16 protein-coding genes are annotated in these 20,767 nt (G+C 53.1%); 13 read left to right on the top strand and 3 right to left on the bottom strand.

Features of this window, described 5'->3' with window-relative positions; translation table 11 throughout:
* Positions 1–71 precede the first annotated feature (71 nt).
* Positions 72–782, top strand: a complete 711-nt coding sequence (nth, locus tag LOS79_RS04565; protein ID WP_315416627.1) for an endonuclease III — start codon at positions 72–74, stop codon at positions 780–782.
* 2 nt (positions 783–784) lie between these two features.
* A complete protein-coding gene (locus LOS79_RS04570; RefSeq protein ID WP_039308864.1) occupies positions 785–1,051 on the top strand; it encodes a hypothetical protein in 267 nt (88 codons plus the stop codon).
* A 173-nt stretch (positions 1,052–1,224) separates the two neighbouring features.
* Here the strand turns inward: LOS79_RS04570 and LOS79_RS04575 are convergent, their stop codons facing one another.
* Together LOS79_RS04575 and LOS79_RS04580 are read right to left on the bottom strand one after the other, a co-directional pair.
* The gene (locus tag LOS79_RS04575) at positions 1,225–1,782 is read right to left on the bottom strand and encodes a DUF2812 domain-containing protein (RefSeq protein ID WP_315416629.1); all 558 of its coding nucleotides are present in this window, start codon (positions 1,780–1,782) and stop codon (positions 1,225–1,227) included.
* A gap of 1 nt (position 1,783) precedes the next feature.
* Positions 1,784–2,122, bottom strand: a complete 339-nt coding sequence (locus LOS79_RS04580) for a PadR family transcriptional regulator (protein ID WP_315416630.1) — start codon at positions 2,120–2,122, stop codon at positions 1,784–1,786.
* 314 nt (positions 2,123–2,436) lie between these two features.
* Here LOS79_RS04580 and LOS79_RS04585 point away from each other — a divergent pair, with 314 nt between their 5' ends.
* From LOS79_RS04585 to LOS79_RS04600, 4 genes are all read left to right on the top strand, one after another.
* Positions 2,437–4,089, top strand: coding sequence for a dynamin family protein (locus tag LOS79_RS04585; protein ID WP_315416631.1), 1,653 nt, complete (start codon positions 2,437–2,439; stop codon positions 4,087–4,089).
* A 5-nt stretch (positions 4,090–4,094) separates the two neighbouring features.
* Positions 4,095–6,116: a dynamin family protein gene (locus LOS79_RS04590; RefSeq protein WP_315416632.1), complete on the top strand. Its 2,022-nt coding sequence runs from the start codon at positions 4,095–4,097 to the stop codon at positions 6,114–6,116.
* 148 nt (positions 6,117–6,264) lie between these two features.
* A complete protein-coding gene (gene purT / locus LOS79_RS04595) occupies positions 6,265–7,455 on the top strand; it encodes a formate-dependent phosphoribosylglycinamide formyltransferase (RefSeq protein WP_315421986.1) in 1,191 nt (396 codons plus the stop codon).
* On the top strand, positions 7,445–7,909 hold the full coding sequence (locus LOS79_RS04600; RefSeq protein WP_315416633.1) for a GNAT family N-acetyltransferase: 465 nt from the start codon (positions 7,445–7,447) through the stop codon (positions 7,907–7,909). Before purT ends, LOS79_RS04600 begins: the two co-directional genes overlap by 11 nt.
* A gap of 654 nt (positions 7,910–8,563) precedes the next feature.
* Here LOS79_RS04600 and LOS79_RS04605 read toward each other — a convergent pair.
* Positions 8,564–8,701 (bottom strand): hypothetical protein, encoded by a 138-nt coding sequence (locus tag LOS79_RS04605; RefSeq protein WP_315416634.1) that lies wholly within the window; start codon positions 8,699–8,701, stop codon positions 8,564–8,566.
* Positions 8,702–8,773: 72 nt separating this feature from the next.
* Between LOS79_RS04605 and LOS79_RS04610 the strand changes: the two genes are divergently transcribed.
* From LOS79_RS04610 to LOS79_RS04640, 7 genes are all read left to right on the top strand, one after another.
* Positions 8,774–10,423 (top strand): response regulator, encoded by a 1,650-nt coding sequence (locus LOS79_RS04610; protein WP_315416635.1) that lies wholly within the window; start codon positions 8,774–8,776, stop codon positions 10,421–10,423.
* Positions 10,424–10,425: 2 nt separating this feature from the next.
* On the top strand, positions 10,426–12,252 hold the full coding sequence (locus LOS79_RS04615) for a sensor histidine kinase (RefSeq protein WP_315416636.1): 1,827 nt from the start codon (positions 10,426–10,428) through the stop codon (positions 12,250–12,252).
* Positions 12,249–13,280, top strand: coding sequence for a substrate-binding domain-containing protein (locus LOS79_RS04620; RefSeq protein WP_315416637.1), 1,032 nt, complete (start codon positions 12,249–12,251; stop codon positions 13,278–13,280). The genes LOS79_RS04615 and LOS79_RS04620 overlap by 4 nt, the downstream gene beginning before the upstream one ends.
* 149 nt (positions 13,281–13,429) lie before the next feature.
* Positions 13,430–14,506: a galactose ABC transporter substrate-binding protein gene (locus LOS79_RS04625; RefSeq protein ID WP_315416639.1), complete on the top strand. Its 1,077-nt coding sequence runs from the start codon at positions 13,430–13,432 to the stop codon at positions 14,504–14,506.
* A gap of 152 nt (positions 14,507–14,658) precedes the next feature.
* Positions 14,659–16,170: a sugar ABC transporter ATP-binding protein gene (locus tag LOS79_RS04630; protein ID WP_315416641.1), complete on the top strand. Its 1,512-nt coding sequence runs from the start codon at positions 14,659–14,661 to the stop codon at positions 16,168–16,170.
* Between the two features lie 51 nt (positions 16,171–16,221).
* Complete coding sequence (mglC, locus tag LOS79_RS04635) at positions 16,222–17,229, top strand: galactose/methyl galactoside ABC transporter permease MglC (protein ID WP_315416643.1); 1,008 nt, start codon at positions 16,222–16,224, stop codon at positions 17,227–17,229.
* Positions 17,230–18,790: 1,561 nt separating this feature from the next.
* On the top strand, positions 18,791–20,752 hold the full coding sequence (locus LOS79_RS04640) for a WG repeat-containing protein (protein WP_315416645.1): 1,962 nt from the start codon (positions 18,791–18,793) through the stop codon (positions 20,750–20,752).
* Positions 20,753–20,767: the final 15 nt, after the last annotated feature.

Genomic DNA, 20,767 nt, shown 5'->3' on the forward strand with positions numbered 1-20,767 from the left:
TTTCTCTAGATTTGAGCATGTATATCCGTGAGGCTTCAGGCGGTTATACTTACTTTCGTGGAGGGGACACTATGAAAGCTGCAGAGGTCCGCCACATTCTGGATACCATCGGAGATATGTTTCCTGATGCGCATTGTGAGCTGAACCACAGCAACGCTTTTGAATTAACCATTGCAGTGCTGCTCTCGGCCCAATGTACGGACGCAACAGTGAACAAGGTAACCGGGGACCTGTTTCAAAAGTACAAGGCACCGGCCGATTACATCGCAGTGCCGCTCGAAGAGCTGGAGCAGGATATCCGGCGGATCGGGTTATTCCGCAACAAGGCCAAGCATATTCAGAACCTCTGCTCCATTCTCATTGAGCAATATGGCGGAGAGATTCCGGAGGCCCATGATTTGCTGGTAACCTTGCCGGGTGTCGGGCGTAAGACCGCAAATGTGGTTGTGTCCAATGCTTTTGGCGTTCCGGCTATTGCCGTAGACACGCATGTCGAACGGGTAGCCAAACGGCTCGCGTTAGCAGGCTGGAAAGATTCCGTGCTGGAAGTGGAGAAAAAGCTGATGAAGGCGGTGCCGCGTGAGGAATGGACGCTGACGCATCACCGGCTGATTTTCTTCGGAAGATATCACTGTAAAGCACAGAATCCTGGATGCCAGGTCTGCCCGCTGCTGGATGTATGCCGGGAAGGCAAGAAACGTATGAAAACAGCGGTAATCAGGAAAGATAAGGTTCATACGAAACCGAGCAAAGAAGTAGAGATGAAGAAGAGGATGGGATAGAGATGAAGTGCATTTCTGTATACACCGATAATTTTGAAGCTTTTTCCGATATTTTTGACCGTGTGGTGGACAGCCCGATGGAAGAGAATGAAGAGCAGGAAGTAGAGGGCATTACCATCAGCCATTCCGGCGACGTGCCTGAGTTTTACCTGGAGCGTATGTCTGTAAAGCCTGAAGTGGTTGTAATGAAGGACAAGGCCCGCGGCCTCACAATTCTTCAGCACGGCAAAGTATTCGAAATTCTGCTTCCGGTACTGGAAACAGCTTAACGCTTGCAGCAGCACAGAAAAGCCGGCCCTTGGGCCGGCTTTTTGTAAATATAAGAACTTATATGTTTCACGCAATAACTGATCCTTATATTTCTCGCTGAAACGGATACCGTCCTTTAAAGGACGGCGTAGCCGTTTCCACTTGGTAAGACAAGCATGGAGCGAAGCATAGATCACGATGATAAAGCCCGCAGTCTTAGAGAAAAAGCAGCGTACACCATAAGAGACGGAAGGAAGAACATCGCACAGACTATCATGGAGACACGGCTAATGTTGTACAGCAGCGAGTGATCCCAGACCTGGCCCGACAGGTACATCAGAGTTATGGTGAGGAGAGTCAGCAGCATGACCACGAGCGTGAAAATTTTGCTGCTGCGTGTGATTTTCCGGTATTTCTCAAATAATGTAGTGCGGTCAGAGTGGATGGGCCTTGTTCCCGGTTCTGCCGCAAAAATATGCATTTCCCCTGCAGAGCAAACCAGATCCCAGCCGCCGGCCGCGAACAGCTCACGGTACTCATTCTCCTCCTCTTGTGATACCTGCTGGATATCCAGGCAGTAAATCTGCTTATGTGCTGCACCTTTACGGACAATGAACCCAAACCCGAACCTCGAGAAGCGCTCCAGATGCCAGCCCTTTTCCGATAACCTGCTCAGCTTATCCATTTCCCTCTGCTCGGCAAAAGCAAGACCGTTAGACAGGATATACCTTGTCTGCTTAGTGTTCTTCATGTTAATTCTCCTCCCTGGCTTTCATTTGTGCGATGCTGCCATGCTTCGACATCCTTAACCGCCGCTCGATCTCCGCCTCGACCAGAGCTGTACCGCTTGCCGTGATCTGATAGGTCTTACGGCGGTCATCTTCATCCTCATTCAAAAGGATGCTGCCTGCTTTCTGCAGCTTCTTAATGAGGGTGTAAAGGGTTGCCGGACCCATCTTGACCTCGCCTTCGGTCAGCTCTTCAATGTACTTCATAATGGCATAACCGTGCTTCGGGGTCAGCAATGCCAGCAGAATATAATAGGCTGAGTCGGAGAGCTGCTCCATCTGGAGGGATTGATTAAAGGCCATGTTGTACCTCCTGTTCCTTATTTGACAGTGTGCTCATTATATCCATTGTTGTTATATCTATGATGGTTATATCCGTTATGGATATATCTGCTATGGATATAGTAAATGATTTGGAATCATCTGTCAAGGCAGCGATTTCTCCCATCGAGTGGGGTTTCGTGCAGAATGATAGGTGATTTTGTAATTACGGATAGTTGATTTGTGACGATCTGATGATAAAATGTAATTATTCTATTCTTGCAGATACTATCATCATACTGATGTAATGATAAACGGATTCACATATTGGAGATTGCAGCAAAGGTGGGGTTGTTGTGGGAGCGGGACAGGGCAGGCTTGAGCGGTCAGCAGAGTCATCCGGAGCATCGGGACTTACCGGGCTGATGCAGGTAATGGAGGGATGGGGAGAACATGAGCATGCCCGGATTATTGCTGATCTTATGGATAAGGAAGCGGCGGGAGAGCTGACTTTGGCCTTCTGCGGGCATTTCTCTGCCGGGAAATCAAGTATGATTAATCAATTATGCGGCAAGGTTATTCTGCCTTCGGGACCGGTTCCGACCAGTGCCAACATCGTCTCGATCCGCAGCGGAGCGCCAAGAGTGCTTCTGCATCCGCAGCCGGATGCTCCCGGAGCCATTCAGTCAGTCATTGAAACTACCCCTGAGTTATTGCAGGAGTATTGCCGGCTTGGCACAGACTATTCAGCAATTGAGGTCTGGGAGGCTGTGCCGCTGCTTGGCGAATCCGGTGTGCTGATGGATACACCAGGCGTGGATTCTACCGACGAGGGACACCAGGCGGCGACTCATTCGGCGCTGCATCTGGCGGATGTCGTGTTCTATGTAATGGATTACAATCATGTGCAATCCGAGAATAATCTGGCGTTTGCCAAGAGCCTCAGTGACTGGGGGAAACCGCTGTATCTGATTATCAATCAAATTGACAAGCACCGGGAACAGGAGATTCCGCTGAAGGAATATCGGCAGCAAGTAGAAAGCGCTTTCCGCGAATGGGGGATCCATTCCGCCGGCCTGTTGTTCACTTCGCTTAAGGTTAAGGAGCATCCGCTTAATCAATGGAACGAGCTGCTACGGCTGCTGGCAGCGCTGCTTGAGCAGCGGAGAGAGCTGCTCTCCTACAGCTTGTCCCGTTCGCTGCATCATACAGCGGATGCCGTGCTTGCCGGCTACCTGGCGGAGCAGCAGGAGGAACGCTCGCAGCTGCTGGAAGCGGCCGGTGGCGCCGGGGCAGCGGAGATTGCGGCTGAGCTGGCGCAGTGCCGGCAGGAAGGGGAGCAGCTGCTGAACCTGCCGGAGCAGTCGCGCCAGGATCTGCGCAGCGGGCTGGATGCCCTGCTGGGCAACAGCAATCTTATGCCTGCTGATGTGCGGGACGCAGCAGGCGCTTATATAGAGAGCCTAAGCCCGGGGTTCCGGCGAGGCTTGCTGTTCACCGCTGCGAAGCGGGAGCGGGAGCAGGCGGCCCGGCTGGCTCACCTGCACGGGCTGCTGGGCAGGGAGACCACCGCACAGCTGGAGCGGCATCTGACTTCTCTGGTACGCGGCTGGGCAGAAGGCCTTGGCGTGTGGCAGGAAGGAGCGGAACAGCTGCTGCAGGACAGCTTCCCGGCGGTGGGCCGCCAGTGGCTGGCGGATCAGGTGAAGCCGGGGACCGGCTCCTCCGGCGAGGCGCTGCTCAATTTCTGCCGCTCGCTTGCGGCAGAGCTTAAAGCGCAGTTCCGCCGGGCGGCGGTTGCCTGCGGCGAGCAGCTGCTGGCTGCGCTGCCGCCGCGCTTAGACGAGCGGCGCGCGCAGCTTATGCGCCGCGAGGCCGCCCTCCAGCGGCAGGCTGCCGCCGCCGCTGCGCTGGCCGCCCTGGACCGCGCGGCAGCTGCCCGCGCGGAAGAGCTCGCGGCGCTGCTGCCGCCGCGCGTTACCCTCACCCCGGCGTCCTGCCGGAGGTGAGGGCTGTGACGGCTGGCGCGCCCTGCGCCGCCAGCCCGGGGCAGCCGCCGCGCAGCGCAGCGGCGGCAAGCCCCGCCGCCCGGCCGTGGGCGGCGGAAGCGGCACAGCCGGCGGGCGGACGCCGCCGGCTGGGGCAGGCCGCAGCGGCGCTGGACGCTGCGGCGGGGCTGCTGCGGGGCGAGCCGGCCATGGCCTCGGCCGCGCGCAGCCTGGCGGCGCGGGCGGCGGACCTCGCCGGTGGCCGCTTCACCCTGGCGCTGTTCGGAGCGTTCAGCGCCGGCAAGTCCTCCTTCGCCAATGCCCTGCTTGGCGAAGAGGTGCTGCCTGTGTCGCCGCATCCCGCCACAGCCGCGGTCGGCCGCATTCTGGCCCCGGAGGGCGGATTCGCCCACAGGACTGCGGCAGTGACCATGAAGCAGGAGGAGAATTTCTGGGAGGATATCCTCCATTCCTTCAGCGTGCTGCAGCTGGCTGCCCCGCAGCGCAGCAATTGGATATCCGCCGTAGCCCGCCTGCAGACCGGCGGACTGCATCCCTCCTCGCTGCCGCATGCCGGATTCCTGCGGGCGGCGGCAGCGGGCTGGGACAGCTGCGGTCCGCTGCTTGGAACGGAACGCACGGTCAGCCTGGAGGAATACCGCAGTCTGGTGGCGGATGAGACTAAGGCCTGCTTCGTGCAGAGCACCGACCTGTATTATGACTGTCCCTTGACACGCAGCGGGATTGTCCTGGTGGACACTCCGGGAGCAGATTCCTTACACGCGCGCCATACCGGGGTAACCTTCGGTTACATGAAGGATGCCGATGCCATCTGCTTCGTGACTTACTATAACCATGCCTTCTCCAAAGCCGACCGCAGCCTGCTGGCCCAGCTCGGCAGAATTAAAGACAGCTTCGCCCTGGATAAAATGTTCTTCATCATCAATGCCTCTGACCTGGCAGCAGATGAAGAGGAGCTGGCCGAGGTGAAGCAGCATGTGGCACAGAATCTGCGGGCCGGTGGTCTGAATGCGCCGCGGATCTATGCGTTATCCAGTCTTCTGGCTCTTGAAGGCAAGACGGGGAGCGGCTTAGAAACTTATGAGGCTTCCGGCTTCAGCGTCTTTGAAGAGGTATTGTCGCAGTTTGCCGGCGAAGAGCTGCCGCGGCTGTCCCTTGCCGCGGCCAGGGACAGTCTCCGTACAGTCCGCCGCCGGGCCGAGGAATGGCAGCAGCTGTCTCTGATGGAAGCAGGCCAGCGGGAAGCGGGTATGGCCCGGCTCCGGCAGCAGCGGGAGGCAGCGGAGATCCGGCTCTCCCGGCTTGTAGCCGAAGAGCGGCCGCTGCGTGATCTGCGCCGCGAGGGCGGAGAGCTGCTGTATCATGTGCGGCAGAGGCTGGCCTTCGCCTTCGGCCGTTTCTACCAGGAATCGTTCCATCCTTCGATTCTCCGGGAGGATAGCGGGAACTTGAAGCAGATTTTTGTTGCCTGCGGGCGGGAACTGGAACGCAGTATTCTGCGGGAGCTGGAGCAGGAGCTCTGGGCCACCACCCTGCGGCTGGAAGCAGCTGGACGCCGGTTTGTAGGTATCACCGCAGCAGCGGCAGCGGCTGACTTATCTGCAGAAGGGCATGAGCCTCTGCTCCGGGAGAATGCCGGGCAGCACTGGCCTTCTCCGGAGAAGCTGGACTGCGGGCTGGCCCCGCTGGATTGGGCGGAGCTGTGGGGACAGTTCAAGTCCCCCCGTCATTTCTTTGAAGGTCCGGGCCGGGCCGGGATCCGTGCGGCGGCTGAGCCCCGGTTCAAAGAAGCCGTTGCCGCAGCGGTTGCCTTGCAGGAGGAACTGCTGCTGAATTACTACTGTGAAGCGGCAGCTGAGGCATTGGTCCTTGCCGGGGATGAACTGCGGGAGCAGCTGGCAGAGCGGGAAGCCGCCATGACAGAGCTCCTGAAAGGGGGTGATTCAGCGCAGCACTGGGGCCGGACCGCCGGAGAATTATCACTTCTCGAGCAGGCTTTCGACGATATGGTGGACGGTCAACTGTGAAGTTTGTAGGAAAATGTCGAAGAACACTTGCAATCTGGCGGATGATGGATGAAAATAAAGATGACTGAAAATTTACAATTAAACTGCGACATTTTACAGAAAGAGAGAAGTCAGCAGTCAAATTTGCGAAAAGAGGTTGGAGTCGACAATGTGGGGAGCTCCTTTATCAACCCGGAGTAAGAAGCTGCTGCTGCTTGGCAGCGGTGAACTGGGGAAGGAAGTCATTATCGAAGCTCAGCGCCTTGGCGTAGAGACCGTAGCTGTGGACCGTTATGAAGCTGCACCTGCAATGGGTGTTGCCCACCGCTCTTATGTACTGGATATGCTGGATGCAGAAGCTCTGAAGGCGCTGATCCGGGCCGAGAAGCCGGATATTATTGTGCCGGAGATTGAAGCTATTGCTACCGGTGCGTTAGTGGAGCTCGAGGAAGAAGGTTATCTCGTAGTGCCGACCGCCCGGGCTGCAAGGCTGACGATGGACCGCGAAGGCATCCGCCGACTTGCGGCAGAAGAGCTTGGCTTGCCGACCGCCGGCTACCGGTTCGCTGACAGCCTGGAAGAACTGCGCCAGGCGGTGGATGAGCTGGGAACACCGTGCGTGATCAAGCCGATCATGAGCTCTTCCGGCAAAGGGCAGAGCATCTGCCGCAAACCGGAGGATGCGGAGGACTGCTGGAATACGGCTCTGGAAGGAGCGCGTGCCAAAGGTACACGTGTCATTGTTGAAGCTTTTGTTACTTTTGACAGCGAGATTACACTGCTTACCGTCCGATCGTCGAGCGGAACCGTATTTTGTCCGCCCATCGGCCACATCCAGAAGGATGGCGATTATGTGGAGTCCTGGCAGCCGCATCAGATGAGTGCAGCGCTGCTGGCTGAAGCAGAAGAGATGGCCCGTGCTGTTACGGATCAGCTTGGCGGGTATGGGATTTTTGGCGTAGAGCTGTTCCTGACCCCGGAGGGGGTGCTGTTCAGTGAAGTCTCGCCAAGACCGCATGATACAGGCATGGTTACAATGATTACGCAGGATTTGTCGGAATTTGCTCTGCATGTCAGAGCCATTCTTGGATTTCCTTTGGACTCGGTTACTTTATTGACACCGGGAGCCTCTGCCACCCTGAAAGCCGAAGCTGCAGGACAAGCTTTTGCGGTAACAGGAATCGGGCAGGCGCTGGCCTTACCCCGTACGCAGGTCCGGGTATTCGGCAAGCCGGAGGTCCGCCCTGGACGGCGGATGGCAGTAACACTCAGTTCAGCGGAAGATGTGGAAATCGCGCGGGCGACAGCCAAGCAGGCTGCGTCTATGCTAAAAGTGGAGGTATATGAGGATGAACAGTAGTACTCAGGAGCAGGTACTGCAAATTCGCAAATGCGGCATGAATGATCTGGAGAGAGTGACAGCCCTTCTGCGGGAATTCGGCTATCCGACAACGCTTAGCGTGATGAAAGAGAGAATGGAAGACATGGAGCATGATCCGCTCCACTGTACACTGGTCGCAGAGCTTAATAATGAAGTTGTGGGAATGGTCGGACTCCGGCAGGTGAAATCCTACTACAAGAATGCAGAATGTATTACGGAGATTACCGCGCTAATCGTATCAGAGGAGCTCAGAGGACAGGGCCTCGGCAAAAGACTTGTAGCTGCAGCGGAGGAATGGGCACGCCATCAGGGCTGCTGCCAGCTGTTCCTGCGGAGCGGCAACCGCGTCGAGCGTGCTCCGGCACATGCTTTTTACCGCCATATCGGCTTCGAAAAGGCAACAGGCTACCGCTTCAACAAGGCATTGCTATAATTCTATACGTAACCGAACATCCCCATCCCGGACTTAGCGGGATGGTTTTTTTTATATGCCCTGGTACAGGGCATTGGCAGAATGAAGAGTTGTTATTGAGCACTGTAATCATAAATTTTGCACGTTGTGCAACCCGAGTTCATTGATTGAGAGGTGTTTGGGGAAATTGCTGTACTTTATACAGAATAAATCCCAAAAAACCGCCTAAAAAGCGTGAGATCCTGCATTTTGTACAACAGTTTCGGATTTGGGCCGATTTAATGAGGAAAATGTTGTATTCTGTGCAGGATTACATGTAATCTATCCGATCACTGTGGTTTAATGTCCAAATCCTCGTAAATTCCTCCAGTTTAAGCTGTATAGCTGTATATTGTGCAATTAAACTCATTGAAGAGGAGTCCCTGTACCTTTTAACTGTAGTCTGTACAACTAAATATACCCTAACTGGTTATATCGAATAATAAATGATGTTTTAAGTGTACGAAATGCAACTAAACGGTAAGCAGACAGGAAATTAAACATTATAGTTGCACAAAATACAGTTAAGGGTACAAGGGGACGCAGGTCCTGCAATCAAGAACTTTCCAACCAAGTGAAGACCTTGCCCGTTGCTGTAAATATATTGGTGCCCCTTGCTGTATGTGCTGTATGTACCTAATAATCACTTGCATTTATCGCTGCCAGCTTATATAGTGAAATGCCCCATACCTGTACGCAAAGCTGGAATATGTAAGTAAACCGGAAGAAGGCTGCAGGTGCGGAGAAGTTTTGCAGCTTTCTTTTTATAAACATAGATTGAGGCTCCTGAATCAGCTATTATAGTTCTGTGTCAAACTCCAAACCATATCCGAAGAGGGATGAACCATGTACAAGTTAATTCTCGCCGAAGACGAGGAAGATGTAAGAGAAGGCATTGTTGCCCAGATTGACTGGGAGAAGTACGGATTCGAAGTGGTCGAGCAGGCGGAGAACGGGCGTGAAGCTGCCGATGCCATTGACCGCCATCTGCCGGATGTGGTAGTTACCGATATTCAAATGCCCTTCATGAACGGGCTGCAGCTGGCCGAATGGATCCGCAGCCGTCATCCCAATACGAAGATTATCATTCTGACCGGCTATGATGAATTTGAATATGCCCAGAAGGCGATCAAGCTGCAGATTGATGAATATATCCTCAAGCCCTTCTCCTCCCAGGAGCTGATCGATATTCTGCTGAAGGTCCGGGCGAATATTGAAACCGAGATTGCCGAGAAGGAGAACATTTTTGTGCTTAGTGAGCATTACCGCAAGAGCCTGCCGGTGCTGCGTGAGCAGTTCCTGTCTTCCCTGGTATCGCGCAGACTGCGCTCAGCCGAGATTGCCGAGAAAAGCGCCGAGTACGGTATCGATCTGGACGGCGTATTATTCCAGTCATCGGTCATCGGAATTGATTATATCCGTCAGGACAGAACTCCGGGCTCCAGCGAAGCGAGGCAGGTCTCCTTACGCGATACTGGTGACCGGAATCTGCAGCTGTTTGCCGTGCTGAATATTGCCGAGGAGATATGCCAGAAGCACAGCTTTGGCCGGGTGTTCATCCACCGCGATGATGTGGTGCTGCTCTCGGTCAGCCAGGAACAAGATGAGAGTGTGATTACCGGCAGAACCTTTGCGATTCTGGAGGAAACCCGCCAGAATGTGCAGCGCTTCCTCAAGCTGACGGTTACCGCCGGAGCCGGCACGGTCTGCCGCCAGCCGTCGAAGCTGTCAAGCTCCTTCGGGGATGCGCTGCAGGCCCTGGATTACCGGCTGATTCTCGGCAACAACCGGGTGATCTGGATTGAGGATGTGGAGTCGAGACCGAGCCAGATGCTGGCTTATGACGAGCTGACCCAGCAGTCGCTGATCCGCACAATCAAGCTGGGGACGGTTCAGGAGCTGCGTGAGGTAGTGGACGAGCTGTTCGGGGGCCTGGATACTGCACAGGTATCTACCCGGGACTATCAGATTTTCCTGCTGGAGATTATTACTTCCATTCTGCGGGTGGCCAAGGAAGCCGGCAGTGAGACGAATGAATTCATCGGGCCTGGCCTGTCCTCGCTGAGCGAAATCAACAAGTTCAATAATATGGGCGAAGCCAAGCAGTGGATTATTACAGTGTGCAGCAGGCTCATGGATACCATCGCACTGGAACGGCAATCCAGCTATAAGCAGCTGGTTGACCAGGCCAAGGAATATATCCGCAGCCATTACGAGGAATCGGATATCTCCATCGGCCGGGTCTGCCAGCATCTGCATATCAGCACAGGGTATTTCAGCAGTATTTTCAAAAAAGAGACGAAGATGACCTTTGTCAGCTACCTGCTGCAGATCCGCCTGGAAGCTGCTAAGGAAATGCTCCGCGCAACCGAGCTGAAGGCGTTTGAAATTGCCGAGCGAATCGGTTTCGCCGATCCGAACTATTTCAGCTTCTGCTTCCGCAAGAAATACGGACAATCCCCCAAAGAGTACAAGAACAGCTCACGGGGAGAATAGCCATGAACAAGCCGAAGGACTTTTTCTTCCCGCAGCGCCCGCAGCCCCGGAAACGGAGCAAAATCCGCGTATCCTCCAAGCTGCGGAGCATTCAGCTTATTATTATGCTGACCTTCACTGCAGTTACTGTAGCCGTTGCGGTAATCGTCAGCATTATGCTGTACGGGAAGTTTGCCAGGACGGCGGAGGAGAATGCCAATCTCAATATGCAGCAGATTATCGAGCAGGTGAATTATAATCTGGAGCTGTATGTCAAAGGGATGAGCAGTATTTTTGAAACGGCGGAGCAGCAGATTACAACCAGTGAATCGATAGACTCGCCGCTGCTCTATGAACGGATGGATACGCTGATGAGCAGCCGGGAGGATCTGGTGTCCATGGCCATGTTCACGCCGCAGGGTCAATATGTCGTAGGCACCCCGGGGCAGCGCATGCGCCTGAACACACAGCTGGAGAGTCAAAGCTGGTTCACCACAGCCAAGCGGACCTCGGAGATATCCTATTCCGCCCCGCATATTCAGAATTTGTTCAAAGGCAAGTACACCTGGGTCGTGTCCATCAGCAAGATGATTCAATATATGGAGCACGGTGAACTGAAAACCGGCATTCTGCTGCTGGATTTCAACTTCCGGACGATTGATGAGCTGAGCAAGCAGGTGAAGCTCGGCAAAAGAGGATACGCTTACATCCTTGATCCGCTCGGGAACATTGTTTACCATCCGCAGCAGCAGCTGATCTATGCCGGCCTGAAGTATGAGAATGTGGAGCCGGTGCTTGAGTATGCCTTCCGCAGCTACCTGGATGAATCCACGGGAGAGAAGCGGTTTATTACGGTGCGTACCCTGGCCCAGACCGGCTGGAAGATTGTCGGGGTTGCCTACTACGATGAGATCGTTACGACCAAACGTGATCTCAACCAGTTCCTGGCCTGGTTCCTGGCAGTTGTCCTTGTCTGTGTTATTGCCGTGTCGGTGCTGCTGTCTTGGCTGATTGCCAGCCCGATCCGCAAGCTGGAGCGCACGGTCAAGCAGGTGGGTGAGGGGGACCTCAATACACCGATTAATGTCAGCGGTGCCTATGAGGTGGAGCAGCTGTCAAAGCGTTTCAATATGATGCTGCAGCGCATCCGCCAGCTGATGGATCAGATTATCTATGAGCAGGAGACCAAGCGTAAAGGGGAACTCGAAGTATTGCAGTCGCAGATTAATCCCCATTTCCTGTACAATACGCTGAATTCGGTCATCCGGCTGGCTGAACGCGGCAAGACGGATGAAGTCGTGACCATGATCCAGTCGCTTTCGAAGTTTTTCCGGATCAGCCTGAGCAAAGGGAAGAATTTCATTACGATGCAGGAGGAGCTGGATCACATCCGCCATTATCTGGTGATTCAAAGCTTCCGCTTCAAAAACAAGTTCCGCTATGAGATCAATGCGCAGGAAGAAGTGCTGCAATATCAGACGATTAAGCTGATTCTTCAGCCTATTGTTGAGAATGCTCTATATCACGGCATCGAAATGCTGCCTGATGAAGGACTGATCTCGATCAGCGCTGTGCTGCAGGAAGGGCTTGTTGTAATCCGTATCAGTGACAACGGGCTCGGGATGTCCAAGGAAACGATGAATGTCCTGCTCTCTGGCGGCGTCAAGAGTGAAGGCGGTTCAGGGGTCGGGGTGCGGAATGTCAATGAACGGATTGGACTGTATTACGGGCGTGAATACGGGCTTACGTTCGAGAGTGAGCTTGAAGAGGGCACGACGGTGACCATTATTTTCCCGGCCCGCCTGACCGAAGAGGCACCGGAAGCGAAGAAGGAGGAGACTGATCTGTGAAAAGCATACGTTTTTGGCTGACCCTGCTCCTGTGCAGTGTATTATGGGTCTCTGTCTCTTCCTGCTTCAATTCGTCACCGGCCTACATCAGCACGAATAAGACGCGTAATATCCATCTGATTGTCAAGATGAACAAAGGGGATTACTGGAATACGGTCAAGCTGGGAGCAGAGGCTGCAGCCAAGGAGTTCAATGTCAAGCTGACCTTCAAAGCGCCGGATTCAGAGAGTGACATCGATGAACAGGTAACGATGGTCGAGGATTCCATTAAGGAGAAGGCGGACGTCATCATTCTCGCTGCCAGCAGCTACATGGGACTGGCACAGGTAGTAGACCAGGCGGCTTATTCCAAAATCCCCGTGATCTCGGTCGATGCGGAGGTCGGGTCGGCCAGAGTCCAGACTTATGTCGGCTCAAACGGCTATGAGGCCGGGCAGAAGTCAGCGGAACGGCTGATTCAGCTGTTGAACGGCTATGGCGAGATCGGGATTGTCAATTTTACCAATGCTTCTGTGAATACCGGCAATACCAGCTCGGGGTCCACAGGAAGTATTGATTTCGGAGCCCGGGATGCGGACGAGCGGGAGAAGGGATTCCTTAACTATGCAGCCCGTTATACGAATGTGAAGGTTGTGCAGATCTCGTATACCTCTTCCAGTACTGCAGATGCGGAAGCTCTGACCCGGGAGATGGTGGCAAACCATCCTAATCTGCGCGGCATTGCCACATTGAATGAAATTGCTTCCCAGGGAGCGGCCAAAGTAATACAAAATTCAGGGTTGGACAATATAAAGATGGTTGCGTTTGACAGCTCTCCCTCCATGATGGAGCTGCTGCAGGAAGGGACGGTTCAGGCTACGGTTATCCAGAATCCGTTCAGCAACGGATATCTGGCTGTGAAATATGCAGTGGAAGCTCTTGAGGGCGTAGCTGTACCGGAGCGCGTGGATACCGGCACCAAGCTGATTGATCTGGAGAATATGCTGTGGCCGGAGAATCAGAAGCTGCTGTTTCCGTTTGTCAGATAGAACTTTGTGGGGAATTTTAGACATTAGAATTTTCATGGAAATGAGTAGTATTTTATATTCGCAACCGTTTTCACGTAGGGCATAATAAGGATGTACCCGGGACACAACGGGATAACAAAAAAGAAATATCCTCAGGAGGTCAACTAATTATGAAAAAAATCACTTCCGTTCTACTCGCTAGTGCATTGCTTGGTGCTGCTCTTGCAGGCTGCGGCGGCAACAACAACGCAGCTAACACTGGTAACACCGCTAATACAGGAAACACTGCTAACACAACTAACTCCGGTGCTGCTGAAACTCCAAAAGTGGGCGTAGCCATTTACAAATTCGACGACACCTTCATGACGGGTGTCCGCAACGCAATCGATTCCGCTGCCAAAGGGATTGCCACTGTGGATATCGTAGACAGCCAGAACTCCCAGCCTACCCAAAACGACAAGGTGGATCTGTTCATCACCAAAAAATATGACGGCATGCTGATCAACCCGGTTGACCGCACCGCTGCCGGCGTGATCATCGACAAAGCCAAAACAGCTGACATTCCGGTTGTCTTCCTGAACCGCGAACCGCTTCCAGAGGATATGAAGAAATGGGATAAAGTGTACTATGTAGGTGCTAAAGCAGAAGAATCCGGCACCATGTCCGGCCAACTGATTGTAGACTACTGGAAGGCTCACCCTGAAGCTGACAAGAACGGCGACGGCGTACTGCAATACGTAATGCTCAAAGGCGAACCGGGACACCAGGATGCTGAGCTGCGTACTACGTACTCCATCCAGGCGATCGAAGATGCCGGTATCAAGGTTGAGAAGCTTGCTGAAGATACAGCCATGTGGGACCGCGTAAAAGGTCAAGAAAAAATGGCAGCCTTCCTCGGCTCCCACGGCGACAAGATCGAAGCCGTTCTGGCCAACAATGATGACATGGCTCTCGGCGCAATCGAAGCCCTGAAGGCTCAAGGCTACTTCTCTGGCGACAAATACATGCCGGTTGTAGGCGTTGACGCAACAGCTCCTGCGGTTCAAGCGCTGCAAGACGGAACCATGCTCGGAACCGTACTGAACGATGCCAACAACCAAGGTAAAGCGGCAATCGTGCTGGCTTCCCTGCTGGCTAAGGGCGAAACGCCTACCAAAGAAAACGTAGGCTTCGACATCACTGACAACCAATATGTATGGATCTCCTACAAAAAGATCACTAAAGATAACGTAGCTGACGCTAAGTAATAGTCAGGACAGCTCCAGATACAGATAAGCAGTATATAGAACAATCCCGGAGGGCGGCCGTCCGCTCTCCGGAATTCCTTTCGGGTAGGGAACAGGATGGAACCGCTGTGCCTCTCATGGAAAAAGAAAAAAAGCGTAGGGGGCGTAACAACATGGCAAATACGGAGTTTTTGCTGGAAATGAACGGCATTACCAAAGAATTTCCCGGCGTTAAGGCGCTGGACGGAGTCAGTATCAAGGTAAGACCGGGTTCAGTTCATGCACTCATGGGCGAAAACGGCGCAGGCAAATCTACATTAATGAAATGTCTCTTTGGAATTTATTCGCCGGATGCCGGCGAGATCTTTCTGGATGGTGAGAAAGCAAGCATCTCGAACTCCAACGATGCACTCAAGCACGGAATCTCGATGATTCACCAGGAGCTGCACCCCGTACCCTTCCGCAGCGTCATGGAGAACATCTGGCTAGGACGTTTTCCGACCAAGGGCATCGGACCCATTCAGTTCATTGACCACAAAAAAATGTTCACGGACACGGAAAATTTATTTAAAGATCTGGATATCGATCTGAATCCCGAAACTTTGGTGGGCAAGCTGTCCGTATCCAAGGTCCAATCCATTGAAATCGCGAAGGCTGTCTCTTTTCATTCACGCGTCATTGTCATGGATGAACCAACCTCTTCCCTGACCAGTGTAGAAGTTGAGCATTTGTTCCGGATTATCCGGGATTTGCAAAAAAGAGGCGTAGCTATTATCTATATATCTCACAAGATGGAAGAGATTCTGGAAATCTCTGATGAAGTAACCATCATGCGTGACGGTAAAAAGATCGGAACCTGGCCGTCTGCTGAGCTGACTACGGACCTGATTATCTCCCGGATGGTCGGCCGTGATCTGACGAACCGTTTCCCTGAACGCAGCAATGTGCCGGGTGAGGTGTTCATGAAGGTGGAAGGACTAACTTCACCGGAGCCCAGATCCTTTAAGGATGTCTCCTTTGAGCTAAGACGCGGTGAAATTCTTGGTGTCGGCGGTCTCGTCGGCGCGCAGCGTACCGAAGTCATTGAAGCGTTGTTTGGTCTTCGGGCTATCAAATCCGGATCGATCTCCATCGCCGGCAAGAAGGTCAAGATCAACTCCCCGCAGGATGCCAAGAAGCATGGACTGGCTCTATTGACCGAAGAACGTCGTGTAACAGGGATATTCCCAGTTTTATCTGTGCACGAGAACGGAGCCATTGCCAACCTGGACCGTTATAAAACCCCCTACTTCCTGCTGAACGGCCGGAAGAAGAAGGCTGAAGTGGATAAGATGATCGAGAAGCTGCGAACCAAGACACCAACGACCAAGACGCAGATCATGAATCTCTCCGGCGGTAACCAGCAGAAGGTACTGCTGGCCAGATGGCTGCTCACCGAACCGGAAGTCCTGCTTCTGGATGAGCCGACCCGCGGGATCGATGTCGGGGCCAAATTCGAAATTTATACGATTATTGCCGACCTGGCGAAGCAGGGGAAAAGCATTATCATGATTTCATCGGAAATGCCGGAGCTGCTGGGGATGTCTGACCGGGTCATGGTCATGTCGGAGGGACGGCTTACAGGAATATTAGAAGGCGAGCAGGCTACGGAAACCGAAGTTATGCGACTCGCTGCACAGCATTAGGAGTACGGATAGGAGAATATGCACGCGTAATTTTAAGGGGGATCACTACTAATGAATGTTAAAAAAGCGCAGTCCTTTGTGACTCAAAACGCAATATACATCGTACTGGTTATTCTGATTATGGGGATCATCATCTACGAACCAAGCTTTATGTCCATCAACACTTTGCGTGACGTACTGATTCAGTCGTCTACCCGCGTAATCATCGCGCTGGGCGTAGCCTTTATCCTCATCACAGCCGGTACGGACTTGTCCGCAGGACGCGTAGTCGGGTTCACGGCGGTTATCTCCGCCTCCATGCTTCAGATACCGGATTACTCCCGCCGGTTCTTCCCTGATCTGCCGCAAGTGCAGGTATGGCTGCCCATCCTGATTGCCATTGTTGCCGGTCTGCTCTGCGGTCTCGTCAATGGGATTATCGTCTCGAAGCTCAATGTACCGCCATTTATCGCAACACTGGGCACCATGCTCATCGTATACGGACTGAACTCCCTGTACTTCGATATGGACCCGAACCAGTCGCAGCCGATCGGCGGCCTGCGCCCTGACTTCACCAAAATCGGCTCCGGCTTCATCGGCAGCGGCCAATATTCGATTCCCTACATCGTGCTTATAGCCCTGGCGGTCGCCGCCATCGTATGGGTGCTGTTCAACAAAACTAAGCTGGGCAAGAACATGTACGCTATCGGCGGCAACATGCAGGCAGCCAAGGTTTCCGGGATCAATGTATCCAAGAACCTGATCTACATCTACGCGATTGCCGGTGCCCTGTACGGTCTGGCTGGTGTGCTTGAAGCAGCAAGAACAGGCGGCGCAACCAACAACTATGGTAATATGTACGAGCTTGACGCTATCGCGGCCTGCGTAGTCGGCGGCGTATCCACAACCGGCGGTATCGGTACTGTTCCAGGCGTACTCGTCGGTGTTATCATCTTCACCCTGATTAACTACGGCTTAACCTTTATCGGCATCAGCCCTTACTACCAGCTGATTATCAAAGGCCTAATCATCATCGCGGCGGTATCGTTTGATATGCGTAAATACTCATCGAAGAAGTAAACGGGGTTCGGTGATTAGTCGTAACTGCGGTGAATGTTTGGACTTCCTCCCATCACCTCACCCGGGTGGGGGAGGGTACCAAAAAGCGTTTGCGGAATACCGCAAACGCTTTTTGGCGTAGTGATTTTACTGGCTGCGTGGCTCCAAACCGCCTAAATACCGCAGTGTCCGGACTGCTGCAAACCCAAAAGTAACTATTATATAGCTTGAACTGGAAAGCTATATGTTGATTTAGAATTGCTGAACGGCCGAAATTCATTCTAATGTATTCACCGCCTATCCGCGCGACAGCTTAGAGTATACGATGGTTGGCGTTCACTCCAACTAAGGAAGCTAAACGTGTCAAATACAATCCAAATCTGACCCAAACCACAGCCTTTATTCGCTCAAAAAAAGTCATTTGGGCGGACTTACGGACATGACGGCCCTTATCCGCCGCTTATCGTGGACATACTCCGCTTTTCCGGTGAAATAACGGCGCTCATGTCCGTAAGACCGGCACTCAGGTACCTTTCCGCAGGCTTAACGTCTCTCATGTCCGTAACGCTAAGCTAGTCATTTGAACAACCGTTGCGTGGCTGGCTACTTCTCTAACGGAGGGAACATCAACCCATTTACTTGTACGCGGCAGCTCATTGTACATGATTTTCCGCTTAAAGCTGAGTTTTGGACTTCCGGCCGCTGTTGTTTCCTATTTTTTTGATGATTACTGCTGTTCATGGTGAAAATCCAGTAACGCAGGCGGTCACTGGCATCCTTACAGATCCCAGCCCCTCCTCCACCAATTCTCCTTTTTCTAAATTTTTATAGTTCAATCTATATAGCATGAAATGTTGTACGTTGTACAACTCAGAAGCCTGAATAAATGGTCGTTTGGGCGGTTTGTTGTATGAAATGCAGGAATTTTCTATTAATCCGCCTTGTAGGAGGTGAAATGCTGCATTCTGTGCAACAGTTTCAGTTTAAGGATAATTTTCTGAGGATAATGTTGTATTTTGTGCAGGCTCTTCAGTTCTGGCCTGGAATTAACCAATTTGCAGCTCACAATTGAATCACAAACAAATCTAGCCGATATAGCATGCTGCAGGCAATGAGCCTGTTGTCATGTTCTCATCATTACAGAGTTGAAAGGGCAGGCGAAGCAGCCCTTGAATACCCGGTAAACACCTTCCGAAAGGGTGTTTTTGTGTTGCTTTTAACGCTTTTAAGTTATTGACTGAACCAAAGAAAAAGGTAGAAAGTAACGGAGGGGAAGTTTGAGCTGGAGGAGCGTTAGCGCCCGCCTGAAAGCTTTCCGCAGGAAAGCTCACATCGGAAGCTTAAGCTAGGTTTGGATTTCTACCGCGGACAGCGGAATAAATTCAGGAAATCCAAACCTAACAGCGGCCGGAAGTCCAAACATTCACCGCAGTTACGGCAGATACTTTTAAACGCCATCACGCCATCACGCCATCACGCCCCTTACGCTCTAACGCTCCTAACATTCCCAGGCACATAAACACCCTTTCCCCTCCGCCCTCATATTCTATAGGCAAATGCCTTTGTAAGGGAGAGCGACTGGATGCTGAGGATTAAGCTGAACGAGCTGGGAAAAGGGAATGACAACGGTCTGATTATGGCGGAAGTATGGCGGTGGGACGGGATTGGCTGGAATGAGTGCATTCCGCAGCAGGAGGAGGATTTCATCCGGGCGGATGATGATCTGTTCGTAACCATCCCGGCAGAGGAGGGATTATACCGTGTAGACTACGCCAAGAAGCCGCTGGAGGCGCTGATCGTGCTTCCGGAGGGGGAAGCCAGCGCCCTGCGCGCAGAGCTGCTGCATCCGGCCCCCTTCCGGCTGAAGGATGGGACGCTGTGGGGCTATATCAACAATGAGGGGCGGACTGTACTGGAGCCGCGTTATGAGTATGCCGAGGATTTTCAGGAGAACGGGCTGGCAGTTGTGCAATACAAGAATTACAGCGGCCTGATTGACTCGAACGGACGGGAGAAGGTCAAACCGGTCTATAACTTCATCGGCCCCTTTTCAGAAGGCCGGGCTGTGGTCTCTGATGCGAAGGGCTACACTTTGATCGACGAAAGAGGGAAAGAGGTCACGTCCGCACGTTACGATTATTTGAATTCACTGCATGAGGGCCGGGCAATGTTCTCTAAGCAGAGCAATAGCGGCAATTCCCGCTACGGTTATCTGGATGCCCAGGGCAAAGAAGTGCTGCCTGCAGTTTACCTGGATGCCAGTGATTTCAAAGACGGAACGGCCCTGGTCAAAACCGCCGAAGGCGAATACGCGCTGATTGATCCGCAGGGCACGGTGCTGCATACGTACAAACATCCATTTGTCGGCAACCCCGGGGATGGCCTGCTGGCTTTTCAGGCTACAGAGAACGGCAGATACGGGTATCTCCGCACCGACGGAAGCATAGCCATTCAGCCGCAGTACACAGCAGCACTGCCCTTTTCGGAGGGGCGGGCGGTCATTAACACGGCAGAGAATTACGGCAATGCCTATGGCCTGATCGACAAGCAGGGCAAAGCCATTATTCCGGCAAGCTATTATGAGGTTCAGCAGCTGGGCGAGAACCGCGTAGCGCTGGGAACTCCGCTGTATGCAGATCAGCCGTACCGCGGGTCACGTTATGTGATTGCGGATGCGCTGACCGGAAGAATACTCAGCACGCATCCGCTGCTCGGGGTGAACAACTATCAGCAGGGGCTGGCGTCGGTGTATGATGCCAAGGATACGTATTTTATCGACAAAAGCGGCAATAAAGCCGCCCAGCCGCCTGTTATCTCCGGCGCAGGGACGCTGACATTCAGCGGCAGCCTGATCCGGGCCGATATTGACCAGCGGACAGCCTACTATGACCGCAGAGGCAAACAGGTCTGGCGTGAGAACGGCGTTATTCCGCTCAGACCGCCATACTCTGTGCTGGAGAAGAAATATAAACCGAACCGCGATTATCTCGTTTACTATCCGGTAGTAGAAGGTATCGCCGTTACAGATGTGTCGAGAGCGGTCAATGATAAGCTGCGCAGCCTGTCGCTTGCTGAAGGAGTGGGCACGGGTGGTGCCGGGCAGGATTTCAGCTACACCGGCGATTTCGCGGTTTCCTTTTTCCGCAAGAACCTGCTGGTGTTAGAGCTGAGCGGCTACAAATATCCGTTTGGCGCTGCCCATGGGATGCCGACCCAAATCTATGAGCATATCAATTTGCGCACCGGTAAATTTTTCAGCCTGAGTGATTTATTCAAGCCGGGCAGCAAGTATGTGCAGAAGCTCAGCGATATTGTCGGCAAGCAGATTGCGACAGACCCGCAATATTCATATGTTTTCCCGGATACGTATAAGGGGATCACTGCGGATCAGCCCTTTTATGTGGATGCTGAAGCGCTGTATTTGTATTTTGAGCCTTACGAAATTGCCCCATATGCCGCAGGATTCCCGACCTTCCGGATTCCGTACGCAGAGATTATGGGCCTGATCTCCACAGAAGGTGAGTTCTGGCAGTCGTTTCATTAATGAAGACTGAAGAAT

Origin of the sequence: Paenibacillus sp. MMS20-IR301 (genome assembly GCF_032302195.1) — a bacterium.
Classification (GTDB): Bacteria; Bacillota; Bacilli; order Paenibacillales; family Paenibacillaceae; genus Paenibacillus_AQ.

What these genes read in the sequence shown, in the direction of transcription:
- nth (WP_315416627.1), top strand. Translation starts at nt 72, where the DNA reads ATGAAAGCTGCAGAGGTCCGCCACATTCTGGATACCATCGGAGATATG.
- LOS79_RS04570 (WP_039308864.1), top strand. Translation starts at nt 785, where the DNA reads ATGAAGTGCATTTCTGTATACACCGATAATTTTGAAGCTTTTTCCGAT.
- LOS79_RS04575 (WP_315416629.1), bottom strand. Translation starts at nt 1,782, where the DNA reads ATGAAGAACACTAAGCAGACAAGGTATATCCTGTCTAACGGTCTTGCT.
- LOS79_RS04580 (WP_315416630.1), bottom strand. Translation starts at nt 2,122, where the DNA reads ATGGCCTTTAATCAATCCCTCCAGATGGAGCAGCTCTCCGACTCAGCC.
- purT (WP_315421986.1), top strand. Translation starts at nt 6,265, where the DNA reads ATGTGGGGAGCTCCTTTATCAACCCGGAGTAAGAAGCTGCTGCTGCTT.
- LOS79_RS04600 (WP_315416633.1), top strand. Translation starts at nt 7,445, where the DNA reads ATGAACAGTAGTACTCAGGAGCAGGTACTGCAAATTCGCAAATGCGGC.
- LOS79_RS04605 (WP_315416634.1), bottom strand. Translation starts at nt 8,701, where the DNA reads ATGTTTATAAAAAGAAAGCTGCAAAACTTCTCCGCACCTGCAGCCTTC.
- LOS79_RS04610 (WP_315416635.1), top strand. Translation starts at nt 8,774, where the DNA reads ATGTACAAGTTAATTCTCGCCGAAGACGAGGAAGATGTAAGAGAAGGC.
- LOS79_RS04615 (WP_315416636.1), top strand. Translation starts at nt 10,426, where the DNA reads ATGAACAAGCCGAAGGACTTTTTCTTCCCGCAGCGCCCGCAGCCCCGG.
- LOS79_RS04625 (WP_315416639.1), top strand. Translation starts at nt 13,430, where the DNA reads ATGAAAAAAATCACTTCCGTTCTACTCGCTAGTGCATTGCTTGGTGCT.
- LOS79_RS04630 (WP_315416641.1), top strand. Translation starts at nt 14,659, where the DNA reads ATGGCAAATACGGAGTTTTTGCTGGAAATGAACGGCATTACCAAAGAA.
- mglC (WP_315416643.1), top strand. Translation starts at nt 16,222, where the DNA reads ATGAATGTTAAAAAAGCGCAGTCCTTTGTGACTCAAAACGCAATATAC.
- LOS79_RS04640 (WP_315416645.1), top strand. Translation starts at nt 18,791, where the DNA reads ATGCTGAGGATTAAGCTGAACGAGCTGGGAAAAGGGAATGACAACGGT.